Source organism: Anabaena catenula FACHB-362, assembly GCF_014698735.1.
In the GTDB taxonomy this organism is placed as follows: domain Bacteria; phylum Cyanobacteriota; class Cyanobacteriia; order Cyanobacteriales; family Nostocaceae; genus Anabaena; species Anabaena variabilis_A.
Map to the genome: position 1 here is coordinate 41,298 of NZ_JACJTQ010000032.1, position 15,402 is coordinate 56,699.

18 protein-coding genes are annotated in these 15,402 nt (G+C 38.7%); 6 read left to right on the forward strand and 12 right to left on the reverse strand.

Features of this window, described 5'->3' with window-relative positions:
* Positions 1–134 precede the first annotated feature (134 nt).
* Positions 135–1,241 (reverse strand): peptidylprolyl isomerase, encoded by a 1,107-nt coding sequence (locus H6G68_RS18805; protein WP_190908036.1) that lies wholly within the window; start codon positions 1,239–1,241, stop codon positions 135–137.
* Positions 1,242–1,455: 214 nt separating this feature from the next.
* Between H6G68_RS18805 and efp the strand changes: the two genes are divergently transcribed.
* Both efp and accB read left to right on the forward strand, forming a co-directional pair.
* The gene (gene efp, locus H6G68_RS18810) at positions 1,456–2,013 is read left to right on the forward strand and encodes an elongation factor P (RefSeq protein WP_190908007.1); all 558 of its coding nucleotides are present in this window, start codon (positions 1,456–1,458) and stop codon (positions 2,011–2,013) included.
* Positions 2,014–2,197: 184 nt separating this feature from the next.
* A complete protein-coding gene (gene accB / locus H6G68_RS18815) occupies positions 2,198–2,728 on the forward strand; it encodes an acetyl-CoA carboxylase biotin carboxyl carrier protein (protein ID WP_190908008.1) in 531 nt (176 codons plus the stop codon).
* Between the two features lie 351 nt (positions 2,729–3,079).
* On the opposite strand, the gene H6G68_RS18820 is transcribed toward accB, so the two are convergent.
* Positions 3,080–3,685, reverse strand: a complete 606-nt coding sequence (locus H6G68_RS18820) for a GerMN domain-containing protein (protein ID WP_190908009.1) — start codon at positions 3,683–3,685, stop codon at positions 3,080–3,082.
* A gap of 614 nt (positions 3,686–4,299) precedes the next feature.
* On the opposite strand from H6G68_RS18820, the gene H6G68_RS18825 reads away from it, so the two are divergent.
* Positions 4,300–5,043 (forward strand): Uma2 family endonuclease, encoded by a 744-nt coding sequence (locus H6G68_RS18825; protein ID WP_190908010.1) that lies wholly within the window; start codon positions 4,300–4,302, stop codon positions 5,041–5,043.
* A gap of 25 nt (positions 5,044–5,068) precedes the next feature.
* Here H6G68_RS18825 and H6G68_RS18830 read toward each other — a convergent pair whose 3' ends face one another.
* Both H6G68_RS18830 and H6G68_RS18835 read right to left on the reverse strand, forming a co-directional pair.
* Positions 5,069–5,350 carry a UPF0175 family protein gene (locus tag H6G68_RS18830; protein WP_190908011.1) on the reverse strand — a complete coding sequence of 94 codons (282 nt, stop codon included), beginning with the start codon at positions 5,348–5,350 and terminating at the stop codon, positions 5,069–5,071.
* Between the two features lie 218 nt (positions 5,351–5,568).
* Positions 5,569–7,377 carry a proline--tRNA ligase gene (locus H6G68_RS18835; protein ID WP_190908012.1) on the reverse strand — a complete coding sequence of 603 codons (1,809 nt, stop codon included), beginning with the start codon at positions 7,375–7,377 and terminating at the stop codon, positions 5,569–5,571.
* Between the two features lie 140 nt (positions 7,378–7,517).
* On the opposite strand from H6G68_RS18835, the gene H6G68_RS18840 reads away from it, so the two are divergent.
* Positions 7,518–8,897, forward strand: coding sequence for a 1-acyl-sn-glycerol-3-phosphate acyltransferase (locus tag H6G68_RS18840; protein WP_190908037.1), 1,380 nt, complete (start codon positions 7,518–7,520; stop codon positions 8,895–8,897).
* A 90-nt stretch (positions 8,898–8,987) separates the two neighbouring features.
* Here the strand turns inward: H6G68_RS18840 and H6G68_RS18845 are convergent, their stop codons facing one another.
* The 8 genes from H6G68_RS18845 to cysE form a co-directional block, all read right to left on the reverse strand.
* Positions 8,988–9,512, reverse strand: a complete 525-nt coding sequence (locus H6G68_RS18845; RefSeq protein ID WP_190908013.1) for a hypothetical protein — start codon at positions 9,510–9,512, stop codon at positions 8,988–8,990.
* Positions 9,513–9,724: 212 nt separating this feature from the next.
* Entirely contained in the window at positions 9,725–10,264 is a 540-nt protein-coding gene (locus H6G68_RS18850; protein ID WP_190908014.1) for a (2Fe-2S) ferredoxin domain-containing protein, read from the reverse strand.
* Between the two features lie 250 nt (positions 10,265–10,514).
* Complete coding sequence (nifT, locus tag H6G68_RS18855) at positions 10,515–10,718, reverse strand: putative nitrogen fixation protein NifT (RefSeq protein WP_026104217.1); 204 nt, start codon at positions 10,716–10,718, stop codon at positions 10,515–10,517.
* Positions 10,693–10,980: a nitrogen fixation protein NifZ gene (locus H6G68_RS18860; protein WP_016951714.1), complete on the reverse strand. Its 288-nt coding sequence runs from the start codon at positions 10,978–10,980 to the stop codon at positions 10,693–10,695. Before H6G68_RS18860 ends, nifT begins: the two co-directional genes overlap by 26 nt.
* The gene (gene nifV, locus H6G68_RS18865) at positions 10,967–12,100 is read right to left on the reverse strand and encodes a homocitrate synthase (protein WP_190908015.1); all 1,134 of its coding nucleotides are present in this window, start codon (positions 12,098–12,100) and stop codon (positions 10,967–10,969) included. The genes H6G68_RS18860 and nifV overlap by 14 nt, the downstream gene beginning before the upstream one ends.
* Before the next feature lie 468 nt (positions 12,101–12,568).
* Positions 12,569–12,766 (reverse strand): DUF2949 domain-containing protein, encoded by a 198-nt coding sequence (locus tag H6G68_RS18870; protein WP_190717212.1) that lies wholly within the window; start codon positions 12,764–12,766, stop codon positions 12,569–12,571.
* A 311-nt stretch (positions 12,767–13,077) separates the two neighbouring features.
* Positions 13,078–13,314, reverse strand: coding sequence for an Asr1405/Asl0597 family protein (locus tag H6G68_RS18875; RefSeq protein ID WP_190908016.1), 237 nt, complete (start codon positions 13,312–13,314; stop codon positions 13,078–13,080).
* A 3-nt stretch (positions 13,315–13,317) separates the two neighbouring features.
* On the reverse strand, positions 13,318–14,052 hold the full coding sequence (gene cysE, locus H6G68_RS18880; RefSeq protein WP_190908017.1) for a serine O-acetyltransferase: 735 nt from the start codon (positions 14,050–14,052) through the stop codon (positions 13,318–13,320).
* Positions 14,053–14,681: 629 nt separating this feature from the next.
* On the opposite strand from cysE, the gene H6G68_RS18885 reads away from it, so the two are divergent.
* Both H6G68_RS18885 and H6G68_RS18890 read left to right on the forward strand, forming a co-directional pair.
* Positions 14,682–14,909 carry a PDDEXK family nuclease gene (locus H6G68_RS18885; RefSeq protein ID WP_242045319.1) on the forward strand — a complete coding sequence of 76 codons (228 nt, stop codon included), beginning with the start codon at positions 14,682–14,684 and terminating at the stop codon, positions 14,907–14,909.
* A 234-nt stretch (positions 14,910–15,143) separates the two neighbouring features.
* Entirely contained in the window at positions 15,144–15,386 is a 243-nt protein-coding gene (locus tag H6G68_RS18890) for a hypothetical protein (protein ID WP_190908018.1), read from the forward strand.
* Positions 15,387–15,402: the final 16 nt, after the last annotated feature.

A 15,402-nucleotide genomic window follows, 5' to 3' on the forward strand; every position in this document is an offset into this window, starting at 1 on the left:
ATTTTCGACAGATGACTAATGACTTTTAAAACATCCTCTTACAGCCAAATTATTCTAGAGAATAAAAATTTTTGAACTGGTGAATTTAGATATTGGATTTTAGAATCAATCCAATATCTAAAATCCCAAATTAATTAAGTTGTCTGTGGCTGAACTAAATTTTCTATGCCCTGAACAACGGTTGCAGATTCAATTTTGTCATCTGCGTTCAGTTTATCTAAAATTTCTCTACCTTCGGTCAGATAGCCAAACACAGTATAACGACCATCTAAAAGATTGCGTCCTGCGGGGGTAAGTTCTGGTTCAAAGAGGAAGAAGAAAACTTGGGAAGAAGCACCGTTTACGTCACTTTCAGGACGCGCCATTGCTAAAGCACCAAAGGAAGAAAAAGGCAATACTGGCATATCCAGATAACGTCCAGCATCTTCGAGAGTAATGCCGTAAGTTGGTTCTTTTTCGCCTTCAACTAAGATTTCTAAAGGAACAGCACGATATTTACCGGTTTTGGGATCAATGAAACCGACTTCTTTGCCTTCTGGATCTCCGGTTTGGAGTACATAAGATTCCTCAGAACGGGTAAATTCTAAGCCGTTATAAAAACCCCGTTGGACTAAATCGACGAAGTTACCAGCAGTTACAGGGGCGCTGTAGCCGTCTACAACTACGGTAAGATCGCCCTTATTAGTTTTGATGGCGATAGTGGCACGACCTTTGAGTTGAGGTAAATTACTGTACTCAGCAGGGACTTCAAAGGGGAATTCCTTCACCATTGACTCTTCTAACAAGCTGACGAGATTTAGTAATTTGGCTCTACCTTGCAGAATTTCGGCTTTGTTTTTGGTTTTGACTACTTCTTGCAGTTCTGTGATGCCAGATTTCAAATCAGTCAGCCAAGCTTGGGCTTGAGGTTGGCGTTCTTCCGGAACGCTTGCTAATATTTGGGAAGGTTGATCGAGTATCCGCGATGCTTGTTTGAGGTCATTATTAACTGCGCCCCATCGCTTATTAGCCCGCAGTTGGTTAGAAATATCCTCTAAACTGACTTGCAGTTTGCGTACTGGTTTGTTATCGATGGGAAGTGCATTACGTAACAAAGCTTTGCCATCGGTAATCGCATTTCCAGATGGCAGGGCTGCGTGACTCGAAGGAGTCCACCCAGCTGTAATTATGCCTAAAAATATAGTTACCAGGAGTATTGCCTTGAGGCTGTTATCTAGCCAGGACTTAAATAAGTTAAACATGGGATAGCTCAAATGCAGCATTAAATTGTTGAGAAGGAAATCACCCATGAATAATCTTCCCACAGTAACAGTCCTGAGTGTTGAGTTATGACTGCTGAGTTTTTTATCAGTAGTTTGTTGCTGTTTCTCAGTCACTTCTTGGAGAGCAACTAACAACTGACCACCTTTGAAGGGTACAATAAATGCCGATTGTCTTCCAAAAATTTAAAGTTTCATGATCTCTAGTAACGACTTTCGACCCGGTGTCTCTATTGTCTTAGACGGGTCTGTATGGCGAGTGATAGATTTCCTTCACGTTAAGCCGGGCAAAGGTTCTGCCTTTGTGCGAACAACACTAAGAAATGTCCAAACTGGGAAAGTACTCGAAAAAACTTTCCGGGCTGGGGAATCTGTGCCACAAGCTACCCTGGAAAAAATTACGATGCAGCATACCTATAAAGAGGGCGAAGAGTTGGTCTTTATGGATATGGAAACCTACGAAGAAGGCAGATTGACCGTAGCGGAAATTGGCGATCGCGTAAAATACCTAAAAGAAGGTATGGAAGTCAACGTCATTCGTTGGGGCGAACAGGTTCTAGAAGTAGAATTGCCTAATTCTGTAGTTCTGGAAATTATCCAAACAGATCCTGGTGTTAAAGGTGATACTGCTACAGGTGGCACTAAACCCGCAATTGTGGAAACTGGTGCTACTGTCATGGTTCCCTTGTTTATTACTCAAGGGGAACGTATCAAAATTGATACCAGAGAAGATAAATATTTAGGCAGGGAATAATTTTCATAATACCAAGTTGGGATAGTGACTGGGTAATGGGCAATGAGTAATCTTCTCCAATGACCAATTATCAATGACCAATCCAAAATTGGTATTACCGATTTCAATCCCTTGTTTATATAGGGATTAAATCCCTGCCACACTTAAGATTTTCATTTACGTTTAGGTCGAGGTAAAAAAAACTGTGCCATTAGACTTTAATGAAATCCGCCAACTACTGGCAACTATTGCACAAACGGATATTGCAGAAGTAACGCTCAAAAGCGATAATTTTGAGTTAACAGTACGGAAAGCTGGTAATCATGTACTGTCGGTAGGTCAAGCTACGCTAGGTGGTGTGGTGGGTTCGGGATTGACATCGGTAACGACAGGAAATCAGATAGCACCCACACAGTTACCAGAAGCAACGACAAGCCGTGATAATTCCGTGGCTGGGGCGCAATCACCGTTATCAGTGAATACGCCCGCTGCTAGATTGGTAGAGGTGCAGTCCCCAATGGTAGGAACTTTTTATCGCGCACCAGCACCAACTGAAGGGCCTTTTGTGGAAGTGGGCGATCGCGTCCGCAGTGGTCAAACAGTCTGTATCATTGAAGCCATGAAGCTAATGAACGAAATTGAAGCCGAAGTTTCTGGACAGGTGATGGAAATTTTGGTGCAGAATGGCGAATCAGTAGAATATGGTCAACCTTTGATGCGAATTAACCCTGATTAAGTATTAATATCTATATGAAATTAGTCAAAATAATTCGTAATTGATCATTCGTAATTCTTGCCCCACGCTGAAAAAGTGCTTGCTTGAAATCTAGGAAAAAGCATTTTTCTCTCAATAACTTAAGTAAGTATGTTCTATTAATTACGAATTACGGATTACTAATTATTTTGATTACTGTTAACACTTAGTCAGTCCTTGCGGGTTAATCCTGATGAAACAAACGTTGCCTGTACCACCAGAAGTAGTGCAACAAGTCGCTGAATACTTTAGGGTGTTAAATAAGTCTTAGTCATTGGTCATTGGTCATGAGTTTATTTTTGGGTAAACTGACCACTGACCATTGATTTTTTGCTAAAGCGGATAATTTTTGTTAAAGCTTTCACGAGTTAAAGGCTGTTCTAGTTCCACACCTTCACCACCTAAAACATCCAATTGTTTACCATTTACTTCAATGTAAACCTTAGCGTTAGGATTGAGAGTTGTAGCGGTGTAGACAACCTGACCTACACGACCCATCATGGAAGTACTACCACCACCACTAGTAAAATCTGCTGATAAATTGACGTGGACTTCATTCTTGTCAGCTTTTAGTCCCAGTAGCTGAGTACCTTGGGGTATGGTTGTAGAATCTGTAGATTCAGTTGGCCCCGCTAATAATGTTTTAAAAGCGGCTTCTAAAGCTTGGTTGGGTTGTGCAGCTGCAATTTTTATCGGCTGAGGAACTAACTCAACGCTTTTTTCCGTGGGTCTCAGCCAATATATACTGGCAGTTTGCTCATTACCTGGCTGAGTTGTTAATGGCTGTTTGATGCTTTGAGAGGGGTTTGCTGGTGTGGAACTATTGGGAGTTTGGGAAGTCAACCAAGCTACCCCGCCACTTACCGCGACAACCGCAGCTGAGACGGCTGCTATTACACCTGAGGAAATATTCCGGTTAGTTCTTTGTTGGTCATTCATATCTAAAACCTACTTGACAAAGGGCTGAAATAGTGTTATCGAGAGGAGACACCTGGTTAAAGACGATAAGGATGCATGGTTTGGTTCTTAAAATCGATAGATGCTTTAATGTATGAAAATTCTGCTGATTTTAATTTTGCCTGTTTCATACCAATTTGGAATTGGGATTTTAGATTAAGAATCCTCTTGGTTAGGCTATTTCAGCATTTTGTAATCCTGCACCCATAGTAACTTTATCTCATCTTTAATTTTAGGTTGACTGTTCTAGTCCGTCACCGGAATTTTGATGTAAATATAATTGTTTCTTGAAATACGGATATGAAGATGGTGTACGGGAAGATATTTAATACTAAATCAATACTCTGCATCCTCATTATTGATGAAATTAAAGATCCAAAAGTATGATTTATTGAAACTTATGTGTACTTTTGCTTGCTCCTTGAATTTAATCCTTTAATATATTAATCACGTTCTCAAGGGCAGTTTCCTGAAATTAATACATATCTTGTCAGTTAGGTTAGACGCGGTAATTAACTGATAACAGTCTACCCTCTGAGACCAAATAATTTAACGTTATATTATAATCAATAATCAATCCCTCATTTGTGGTTGCTATGGTTGTCACTGCTTCAACCCAAAAAATTACCTGGGAACTCTTGCCTGAAGACTTGATTTTAGACGATGAACCTGTGGATAATGTCAATCAACCATCTTTAGCTGCTGCACTGACGGAAAGCCTACAACTGGCAGGGAAACTCCCAGCAACAGCCCTCGTAACGACCAATTACGGCATCTGTGCCACAATAAATGACAAATTTGTAGTGAAAGCACCTGATTGGGCTTATGTGCCGCAAATTACCGTACCTAGAGAGGAAGTAAAACGCAGTTATACACCTCACAAACAGGGAGAAATTCCTGTTGTCGTGATGGAATTTCTTTCAGATACAAATGGGAATGAATATTCTAGTAAACGGACTTTTCCTCCTGGTAAATGGTTTTTTTATGAAGAGGTTTTACAAGTTCCAAATTATCTGATTTTTGAACCAGAATCAGGTGTTTTAGAAGTACATCGTTTACAGGAGTCGGGGAAATATCAATTACGTTCTCCTGATGAAAATAACCGTTATTGGTTAGGGGAAATGGAATTATTTATTGGTGTGTGGGAAGGAAAGCGAGAAAACCGTGAAGGTTACTGGTTGCGGTGGTGGGATAAAGAGGGTAATTTGTTATTGTGGGGGTTTGAGTCGGTTGAGAAGGAACGACGAGAGAAGGAACAAGAACGACGGGAAAAAGAAGCTGCTTTACAACGTCTAGCAGAATTGGAAAAACGATTGCGAGATGCAGGAATTGGAGATTGAGAATACTGTTGTGCAGCGAGAATAATCACTTTTTATACTGGCTTAAAATTTCTAGTGTTTGAGTAACTTCTTCCTGTAGTTCTTCCTTTGTTTGGGTGGGGAAGGGAGATATTTGGTAAATATCCATTAAATCAGAAATTTGCCAACGTTCAATTTCTAATAATTCTGTTGCACGTCCAGCACTAATATCTCCATGACGTAATAATGTCATGATGTATGCTTCTTTGGCTTTTTTTTCTGCTTCTAAACGATGAATTTCTGGGACTTCGGGTAATGTGAGGGTAAATTTGATTTCTGTTGTAGCCATTTTGTTTTACCTTTTATAATTTTGGGAAATGTTGGGTTTCCTTCCGTCAACCCAACCTACTACTGACTGTCTGATAGCGTAGCGTGGCGTAGCGTGGCGTAGCCATATCAGGATTTTTAGGATTAAAGGATGTACAAGATTGACAATTTAGGGGGCTAACCAAGAAAAAAATCTCAGCGTACCTCCGCGTTTACCTCAGCGCCCCTCTGCGTTTAATCTTACCCTTCTATCGCTTCTTTAATCCACTGTTGCAATGTATTGACAACTTCCTCAATCGGAATTTCTTGAGATTCACGAGTTGCGCGTTTTACTACTTCCACTTTACCGTTAGTAATCGCTCTGCCGGTGACAATTCTAAAGGGAATTCCAATTAAATCTGCATCTTTGAATTTAACACCTGCACGTTCATCTCTGTCATCAAGTAATGTTTCTACACCTGAAGAGTTGAGTTCGGTGTAAAGTTTTTCGGCAACTGCGATTTGTTGGGCATCTTTAATGTTAGGAATTGTGATAATGGCGTGATAAGGTGCGATCGCAACTGGCCAAATTATGCCATCCTTATCATAGGATTGTTCAACAGCCGATTGTGCTAAACGAGACACACCCACACCGTAGCAACCCATAATCAAAGGTTTTTCTTCCCCTTGTTCGTTGGTATAAGTTGCACCCATCGCTTCAGAGTATTTTGTACCTAATTGGAAGATATGACCGGCTTCGATACCTCTAGCTGTTTGTAGGGTTTGTTCTGGGTTGTGGAGAGAGCGATCGCCTGCTTTTGATTTACGAACATCTACGGTTAATGATGGTAGCTTAAACTGCTCACCCCAATTTGCCCCCACAACATGAAAACCAGCTTCATTTGCACCGGTGACAAAATTCTTTAACTCCACAGCGGTTTTATCCACCAAGCGCACAAACTGGGAATTTACCTGTTTACTTCCAGCGATATAATCATCAGTAATATCTGGTGCAATATAACCTAAAGGTAAAGATTTTGCTGCCCAAGTTGCAATTGTTTCACTAGTAGGTATACTAAAAGCAATAATAGCCTTTGCACCAAATTGAGGAGCTAATCTAGTCAATTCATTTTGTAATTTGACTTCGTTAATTTCCTGATCTCCGCGAATATTTACCAACACCAAAACCGTTAAACCGTTATCATATACAGTTTGATATAAAACGTTTTTGACAATTTGAGTATGAGAACATTTCAAGAAATTACAAAGTTTTTCAATTGTATCAGTTCCCGGAGTTTCCCGTTTTTCGTAAGTTGTAAAAGGTGAAGTTTCCGCTTCTGCTGCTAAAGAAACCGCCTTTTCTACGTTTGCTGCATATTTACCATCTTCAGTGTAGAGAACTTCATCTTCTCCCGCATCTGCTAACACCATAAATTCTGTAGAACCAGAACCACCAATAGCACCAGAATCAGCTTCTACTGCTCGGAAAGCTAAACCAGAACGTCGCAACATATTACTGTATGCTTTGTACATATCCTGGTAAGTTTTTTGCAAACTTTCTTCATCAGCATGGAAAGAATAACCATCTTTCATGATAAATTCTCTACCGCGCATCAAACCAAAACGGGGACGAATTTCATCACGAAATTTAGTTTGCAGTTGATATAAATGCAGAGGTAATTGACGATATGAACGAATCATATCACGGGCAACTGTTGTAATTACTTCTTCATGAGTTGGGCCAAGTCCTAATTGTTGTTCTCGTCTATCAACGAGAGAAAACATAATTCCCTCAGCCTTAGTATAGGTGTCCCAACGTCCCGACTCCTTCCATAATTCAGAAGGTTGTAATTGGGGTAATAAACATTCTTGTGCGCCGGTAGCGTTCATTTCTTCCCGCACAATTTGGGAAACTTTTTGCAAAACCCGCCACATTAGGGGAAGATAAGCGTAAATGCCGCTACCGATGCGACGGATATAACCGGCACGAAGTAACAATTTATGACTAGGGATTTCCGCATCAGCCGGATCATCCCTCAGTGTAACAAATAACATTTGTGATAATCGCATCGTTTTTTACCTTTACTTCCTAACTTTTCAAATCGGTTATGTTTAAAGTGTTTCCATTTAGTGAGGACTAAAGTCCTTACTACTAACCAAATTCTGCTTTTTCTATGTAACTTGAGGAGATAACTACCTTGTCTGAAGTAATGTATCAAGCACAACCACCTTTAGAATTTATTCCGCCAGCGCTGAACCCCTTACTATTAAGATTTGTTCATCTTTTTTTACCCGACTGGATACGCTGGAAAACTCCTATTAGCCAAATTGAAGCAGAAAACGTGGAAGTTTTGCTGGATCTTAATCAGCAATTTCAGGAGGGGAAAATCCGCTTTATGCTGGCATTTCGTCATCCTAAAACAGAAGATCCACTTTGTTTAGCTTACTTGTTTTCCCAACTTGTGCCAAAGGTAGCACGACAGCGGGGTGTACAGCTACAGCATCCGATTCATGCCCATTTTATCTATGATCGGGGAATTCCTCTATGGGCGGGTAAACATATTGGTTGGCTTGCTTCTCATTTAGGTGGTACTCCCATTCAACGCGGTAAGGCTGACTGGACGGGGTTACGTTCAGCGCGGGATTTATATATTAATGGTAAGTTTCCAATGGCTGCTGCACCGGAGGGTGCGACAAATGGGTTATCGGAGATTGTTAGTCCTTTGGAACCGGGTATTGCTCAAATGGGTTTTTGGTGTGCGGAAGATTTGCAAAAAGCGGGGAGAAATGAGGAAGTTTTAATTTTACCAATTGGAATTAAATATAGTTATGTTAATGAACCTTGGGAAAATATAGCGAATTTATTAACTGAATTAGAAGCAGTAAGTGGTTTATCTGTCAAGTCAGCAAATAGTACTTCTTTTGATGTGCTTTATCCTCGGTTATTGACTTTGTCAGAACATTTATTATCGATGATGGAGCAATTCTACACCCGATTCTATCATCAAACATTGCCAGATGAAAAGATTATCAATGGGGAAATTTTAGATAGAAATGAAGCTTTAGCTTATCGGTTACAAGCTGTGATGAATATTGCGTTATTCATTGCTGAACAGTATTTTGATTTGCCATCTAGGGGAAATTGGACTGATAGATGTAGACGGGTAGAACAAGCAGGTTGGAATTATATATTTAGAGAAGATTTTAAAGATATTAAATTCATATCACCCATTGAGAAAAGTTTGGGGGATAGAATTGCGGAAGAAGCATATTTTCGGATGTGGCACATGAGATTAGTTGAGAGTTTTGTGGCTGTTTCTGGTATTTACATCCGCGAAAAACCCACAGTAGAAAGATTTGCGGAAACGACTTTAATTTTATGGAATATGGTGAATAAAATTAAGGGTATTAATCCTTTACCGCGTCCGCAATTGGGTAAGCAGCAGGTGAAGATAACTGTGGGTGAACCGATATCTGTTTCTGAACGTTATTCGGGTTATAAAAGTAGTCGGGTTGCTGCGAGACAAGCGGTGGCTGAGTTGACGAATGATTTGCAACAGGTTTTGGAGGATTTGGTTGAGAAGGGATGATTTTTTTCTCACGCAGAGGCGCAGAGGCGCAGAGAAAAATTCAGAGTTTGATCTAAATCCTCAATTTTTGAAGTTGAGGATTTGGGTTATTTATTTGGCGCTATTTTTTAACTCGTTCCATGCTTTGACAACCTCAGTTAATTTATTTGGTAGTTGAGATTGAGAAATATCATTGTATTGTGTTGTGGTTGTTTGACTAGTTAGGGTATAGGTAATATAGTCTGCTGCACCTTGAGGTGCTGGATAACTCAATTTGTTGAATTTTGCAAATTTGACTTTATTTAATAAGCGTTCAAACTGTTTTACTTTTTCTTGGGAAACTCTACGAACACTACGTTGTGAGTCGTTAGCATCTCCTATTGATACTCGTATGAGTCTACCGTTATTCATTAAAACGGTTTGATAGGTTCTTCCTGTTATTCCTCCACTTGCAATTTCTCTAAATACTATTCCTTGGGTTAAAGGTTCTGGTAATTGATTGTTAGGAATTACGACGGGTTTGATTTTATTACCGTTGTTAGTTTGATGGTGTTGGTGGCTGGAATTAGCAATAGCAGGAATAGTTGTTAAACTAGCTAATGATAGAATGGTAGTTAATATGATGATGTTTTTCATGATTTTTTTTGAAAAGAATACCAAGATGATTAATTATTGATGACGTTGGGGAATCTTGTATTGTTTCCTCTTTGCGCCTCTGCGCCTCTGCGTGAGACAAAAAAAGGTGGTTTATTTACCAGAAAATCGCTGTAACTCTTGACAGCAAAAATAGGCGAATGAGAGTTGATCTCTTTCACCTTTGCAATGATTTTGTACAATATTTTGACAAATTAACTCAAATGATTCTCTAACAAAGAGGCTATAGCTTCTGGATGAACTTTCTTGTATTGCTTTTTACCCAACATCAAAACACAATTGGGAGCGCTGCTACAACGTTTTTGACAATCGGTATGTTCGATTTTAACTTTATCCAACAAACCGCGATCGCACAAAGTTTTCTCTAAGTCTGATAATAACCCCTTTCCACCCCGTTTCATACAACCAGATTTTTGACAAACCATAATCTTAGCTTTGGTTTGAGGTTGACGATTTTCAATGAAACACAAACCAACCGCTTCTACTTGATAAGCTTTGAGTTTAACCTTACTTGTACGTGGGTTCAATTTACTGATAGCACCAACGCGAATTTGTTCACCAGGTACTAAAGAAGAAACTGGAGAACAGCGCAAATCTTTAGGTAGTTTAACTTTCACTTTCCCAGAAGGAATTGCTAAACTTAAATATTTATATTTTCCTGGTTTATCACCAACAAAACCTAAAAACTGTCCCTCAAGATTCAATTCTGATAACGACTGATACTTTTCACCCATGTCAATAACTCAAAATTACAAAATTAACTTTTAGTCAAACTGAGTTAGATAGGGTGAATCATGCCTAATTCGTAATTCGTAATTCGTAATTCGTAATTCGTAATTGAAGAGAGTAAACGACACCATCAATTAAGCAGTTCAATTTCTCAATGATGAGAATTACAAATTAAGGATTATCAATTACGAATTATTTTGACATGATTTCCAAGATGGATTTGTACCATCTCACCATCTCCCTACCATCAAATTTCTAAGCGAGGCGTTTAGCTTCTACAGTTAAAGGTAAACTTTCTGTAGCTGGTAACTCACTAAATTCTAATTCCCAACCATTAGCTAAAGTGAGAACCTTACCTGCATCACTATCTGTTTGTTTGACAACTTCTTCCTCAAGGTCTTTTTTAGCAACGTAAGCAACTAAAGTACCAGCATCATTCATTCTTAGCATTACTTTCATTATTTTCCTCAACAATTTCTAGTTCTTTCTTTTTACAACCGATGACGAACCCTGTATCTAAGAAATGCACAGCATATATATAGGTATTTTGTAAAAATGTGCCTATACTTGCCACATAACCAACGTCTCCCTTTTGAGCCAAAACTGCACCAATGTCTTGGCCAGGAAAGGTGCCATCATTTTTGATCAATTTACGAATTCGTACTTTTTGACCAATTTCAAAAGCAGGAGGTAAGTCCAGTTCTAATTCATCGCGCTGCATGAGAATACCTCTGTTCACGTACTAGATTCAACAGTTCTTCTGTAGTGAGACTACGTTTTTTTAGTGTTGATTGTTGACGTACTGCATCTAATATAGATTGGGTTTCTTCTGAATTCAAAAAGATGCCATATTGTTCTAACAAATTAGATACTAAATGCCGTCCAGAATGTTTACCTATGACTAAACTCCGCTCCCAACCTACTTCTTCAGGAGCAAAAGGTTCATAAGTTTCTGGGTTTTGTAATACACCATGAGCATGAATACCGGATTCATGAGCAAAGGTATTTTTACCGACAATTGCTTTCCAAGGTTGAACATTAGCACCTGATGCAGCAGCAACCAATTGAGATAGTTCTAATAAGTGTCGGGTTTTAATCCCCAAATCAACACCATAGATGCATTTTAGAGCCATAATAACTTCTTCTAAAGCTGCGTTTCCGGCTCTTTCACCTAAACCATTAACGGTCGTATTAACAGAAACGGCTCCGGCTTTTATCCCAGCAATAGCATTAGCAGTTGCTAAACCAAAATCATTATGGGTGTGAATTTCTACGGGAATTGATAAAGTAGATACTAACCGTTTAACTTTTAGATGAGTTCCAAAAGGATCAAGAACTCCAACTGTGTCGCAAAAACGAAATCTTGATGCACCCCATTCTTGAGCATATAATGCTACATCTTCGAGGAAATTTTCATCTGCTCTAGAAGAATCTTCTCCCCCGACTGCAACCCAAAGACCATTATCAACTGCGAAGCTAATACAGTCTTTTAGTCTTTGTAAACTTACTCTCCATTGACCATGAAATTTGGCAGCAATTTGAATACCAGAAACGGGAATAGCAATATGAACTCGTTGAAGTCCGCAAGCGATAGAAGCTTTAATATCTGAAATTACAGCGCGGTTCCAACCGAGTAATTTAGCATCCAAATCTAAGTTAACAATGGCAGTAATTGCCCGAATTTCTTCTTCTCCCATTGCGGGAATACCGACTTCTAATTCGGGTACACCAATGGCATCAAGAAATTGAGCAATCGCTACTTTTTCTTCTAGGTTAAAAGCAACACCTGCTGCTTGCTCGCCATCACGTAATGTAGTATCATTAATAATGATTTGACTCATCTCAAATATTCCTCTAGCCGAGTTTTTACTAATACTCTTTAACCCTACAATCCCTAGTAATAATAGATATAAAACAAATATTAAAATTTCAATTTTAACTACTAAAAATAGCGCTAGTTATTAAACAGGGGTTATGAACTTTAATTATTGCTCAATAACTCACACCACATCTGTATGACAGAAAACCAAATCTTGGTATAATTTAAGAAGATTTTTTCCGGCTCTGATTTGGATGTTCTACAAATAGCTGGTAGCTAATATAGCTATTAGCAAGTCCTGTAAACAATAAAATACTCAGTCCAGCAATTAAAGTAGCAATCATAGTAGTAACCTCATTTTTGTTCGATAATTGATTTGTGATCTAGAAAATTGATGCCTCACAAATATTTGCTTCATATCTAAGTGCAAAAATTTTGACTGACAACTCAGATTAGATTTAAAAGCCATTCCATCAGCTTTTTGAATTGTTTAAGCGTGTTCTGCTAACCAATCAAAAATTTTTTCTAATTGGTCTAAATCAATAAAACCATATTGCCAAAGTAGCATCGGTATTGGTCCTCTATCTAACTCACGGTGTCGTAATGCGACAGCAATATCCGCTTTTGAAAGTTCCAGTTCATTATGCAAAAAGTGAAGTAATTTCTTATCGCTGTTACGCTGTACCATAATTTGACGTTGAAAATATCAAGCTAGACAATAATTTCTCAAATTCCATCCCCAGTGCTAGTTGCTAATTTCACTCTATTCAGAAATGAAATATGTCAGAGAAGTTTTAGATTTAGTAGATTTAGCAGATTTGGTAAAGTGAGTGAAACCTAAGCTTAGGTTAATTCTCTTCAGTCTGCAAGCTAATTTGTGAGTGAACAATAACTTTGAGCTTTTCAGAGTCTGAATCATGCTGGCATCATGAATTATCCTCTGATATTGTATTGATTAGACATTCTAGAAGTTGTAAATTGTGATCACTCACACACTTTTTACTCAATACTGTGAAGCCAACAATCTTCTAACCATTTCACCAACTCACAGCGAGAAGCTAGAAATTGCATAACTGCACTGCGGACAAGAATGGCTTCTTGCAAACTATGGATTTGCACTCGCAAAGAACCATCTGGAGGACAAGAACAAGTAATCATTAACTCTTGCAAACGGTGATAAATTTGCCATCTATCGCTCAAAGGAATCTGCAAAACTTGTTCTCCTAGTGAAAACATAATTCAACTATCCTCGTGCTGCTGATGATTTGTCAGGGTTTGCAGTTGTTGTTCAAGTTTCTCAATTCTAGAAAGCAAAGAACGAATTATACCTGCTTCGACATCAGGAAGTTTTCCATGTTCCAAAGGAGAGAGACGTTTGGTTTGTTTATGGGAAATAATGCGTCCAGGAATCCCCACAACAGTGGAATCTGGAGGCACATCACCTAAGACAATTGAACCTGCACCTATACGGACGCGATCGCTAATTTGAATATTTCCCAAAACTTTCGCACCGGCACCCACGACAACGTTATTACCCAAAGTGGGATGACGTTTACCGCTTTCTTTCCCAGTTCCACCCAAAGTTACACCCTGATAAATAAGAGCATAATCTCCCACAATGGCAGTTTCACCAATCACAACACCCATGCCATGATCGATAAATACACCTTTACCAATTTCTGCACCTGGGTGAATTTCAATACCTGTGAAAAACCGTCCCCAGTGAGAAATTAAGCGCGGGATAAAACCCACTTTACGGAGGTGTAACCAGTGCGCGAGACGATGTAAACACAGAGCATGAAATCCAGGGTAACAAAAGATTACCTCTAACCAATTACGTGCTGCTGGATCACGCTCAAAAATGATGCGAAAATCGCTCATTAATGGCTCCCAAAAACTGCCAGAACGTTGATTTTTCCGCAAGTCTGTAATTGCAGTTGTGGTTTTACTGATACTGTCTAAAGACTGTTGCATCGGTACTGTCTGGTTAAAAGAGCCATGTTGTATTTTTATGCTTATATCAGGTGACTCGAAAGCAGACACAACCGCAGATACTGATTGGATTTATTAAATTTATTACGTTTGTACTCAATAGGTTTAAACCCCTATTTAACAGAACTTTACATTTTCTATTGGGGTAGGGGTACTAGCTTTTTATAACAGGGGTAATGGTATTTCTGGGGTAGGGATTCAGTTTTTTTGTACTCAATATAAATCCCTTTACCTGTGAGGCTTTGCAGCGATTTAGGCAAGATAATTGGCTATATATTAAGTTGTACTCATTGCCAAAAAATGGCAGGTAGAAGGGATTACAACTTGGATTTCTGTATACTCAGCTACTATTATTAGTGTATGGTTTTGGTAGTCAAAAAACCGATTTCTTTATTTTGTTTTAGGATTTGTTTGCTGTATGTGGGAATACAAAATAGAAATATAGGGAGATGGATGTTATTGAGTTATCTTGTGTTATAATTTTTGTCTGAATCAGGATGTCCAGGATTAAAGGATTTACAGGATGAGAATATTCCATGTTGCATTTATTAAAAAGGAAAGATTGAATTTACTGAACTTCCCAAAAATGTGAACAATAAATAATAGCAAATATGCAATTTACTACCCTCACTAACCCATTAGAAAATTTTCTTCAGCAACCTAATATTGAAGCCTCTCCTGCCTGGGAGTTTATCCAGGGACAAGCCCAGCAAAAGCCCATGCCAACGCTGTTTCATTCGCGCCTCCAACGTAACCTTGTTAACGCCATCAACAGCCAAACTACCGCCTACGAACTGGAATTTTCCATGCAAACTTATCAAACAAGAAAATGTAGATGATTTGTATTCAAACATAGATAAGATAGAAAGTCAGATCAATAGTGCTATCAACACTTTCTCAGCTAGAAGTTCCGAAGATCCCGACTATGACATTTATCTATCTAAAATGTCTGAAGCAATTCTAAAGAGCAATAATTTAAGATATAGGTTATTTAAAAAAGATGCTAAAAAGTATCTTGAAGAGCTTCAAACATCGAGGCTTGATCGACAAGTGTAATTCGTCTTGACTTTACCTTGGGTCCTGAAGCTGATGATGTAGCCATTGAATTTTACCAAATTATTCACCTTGTTTTTTCCCAATCTCTAAATCCAAATGATGAAGATATCTGTTTTTGGATAGGAGAAGTTGAACTCAAAAAAATTGAAGATAATATCCCGGAATTTTTATCCACATCCTATCCATTTGTCAATCAAAATGGCATAATTAATACCGATTTACAATCACTAATTTATTTTCATAATTCATCTAAACTGTAACAACGCTCAATAGTGG

What these genes read in the sequence shown, in the direction of transcription:
- H6G68_RS18830 (WP_190908011.1), bottom strand. Translation starts at nt 5,350, where the DNA reads ATGGCTACAACAGAAATCAAATTTACCCTCACATTACCCGAAGTCCCA.
- H6G68_RS18820 (WP_190908009.1), bottom strand. Translation starts at nt 3,685, where the DNA reads ATGAATGACCAACAAAGAACTAACCGGAATATTTCCTCAGGTGTAATA.
- H6G68_RS18850 (WP_190908014.1), bottom strand. Translation starts at nt 10,264, where the DNA reads ATGGGTGAAAAGTATCAGTCGTTATCAGAATTGAATCTTGAGGGACAG.
- H6G68_RS18840 (WP_190908037.1), top strand. Translation starts at nt 7,518, where the DNA reads ATGTATCAAGCACAACCACCTTTAGAATTTATTCCGCCAGCGCTGAAC.
- H6G68_RS18870 (WP_190717212.1), bottom strand. Translation starts at nt 12,766, where the DNA reads ATGGTACAGCGTAACAGCGATAAGAAATTACTTCACTTTTTGCATAAT.
- H6G68_RS18845 (WP_190908013.1), bottom strand. Translation starts at nt 9,512, where the DNA reads ATGAAAAACATCATCATATTAACTACCATTCTATCATTAGCTAGTTTA.
- H6G68_RS18805 (WP_190908036.1), bottom strand. Translation starts at nt 1,241, where the DNA reads ATGTTTAACTTATTTAAGTCCTGGCTAGATAACAGCCTCAAGGCAATA.
- nifV (WP_190908015.1), bottom strand. Translation starts at nt 12,100, where the DNA reads ATGAGTCAAATCATTATTAATGATACTACATTACGTGATGGCGAGCAA.
- H6G68_RS18875 (WP_190908016.1), bottom strand. Translation starts at nt 13,314, where the DNA reads ATGTTTTCACTAGGAGAACAAGTTTTGCAGATTCCTTTGAGCGATAGA.
- H6G68_RS18835 (WP_190908012.1), bottom strand. Translation starts at nt 7,377, where the DNA reads ATGCGATTATCACAAATGTTATTTGTTACACTGAGGGATGATCCGGCT.
- H6G68_RS18860 (WP_016951714.1), bottom strand. Translation starts at nt 10,980, where the DNA reads ATGCAGCGCGATGAATTAGAACTGGACTTACCTCCTGCTTTTGAAATT.
- H6G68_RS18825 (WP_190908010.1), top strand. Translation starts at nt 4,300, where the DNA reads ATGGTTGTCACTGCTTCAACCCAAAAAATTACCTGGGAACTCTTGCCT.
- H6G68_RS18885 (WP_242045319.1), top strand. Translation starts at nt 14,682, where the DNA reads ATGCAATTTACTACCCTCACTAACCCATTAGAAAATTTTCTTCAGCAA.
- cysE (WP_190908017.1), bottom strand. Translation starts at nt 14,052, where the DNA reads ATGCAACAGTCTTTAGACAGTATCAGTAAAACCACAACTGCAATTACA.
- efp (WP_190908007.1), top strand. Translation starts at nt 1,456, where the DNA reads ATGATCTCTAGTAACGACTTTCGACCCGGTGTCTCTATTGTCTTAGAC.
- nifT (WP_026104217.1), bottom strand. Translation starts at nt 10,718, where the DNA reads ATGAAAGTAATGCTAAGAATGAATGATGCTGGTACTTTAGTTGCTTAC.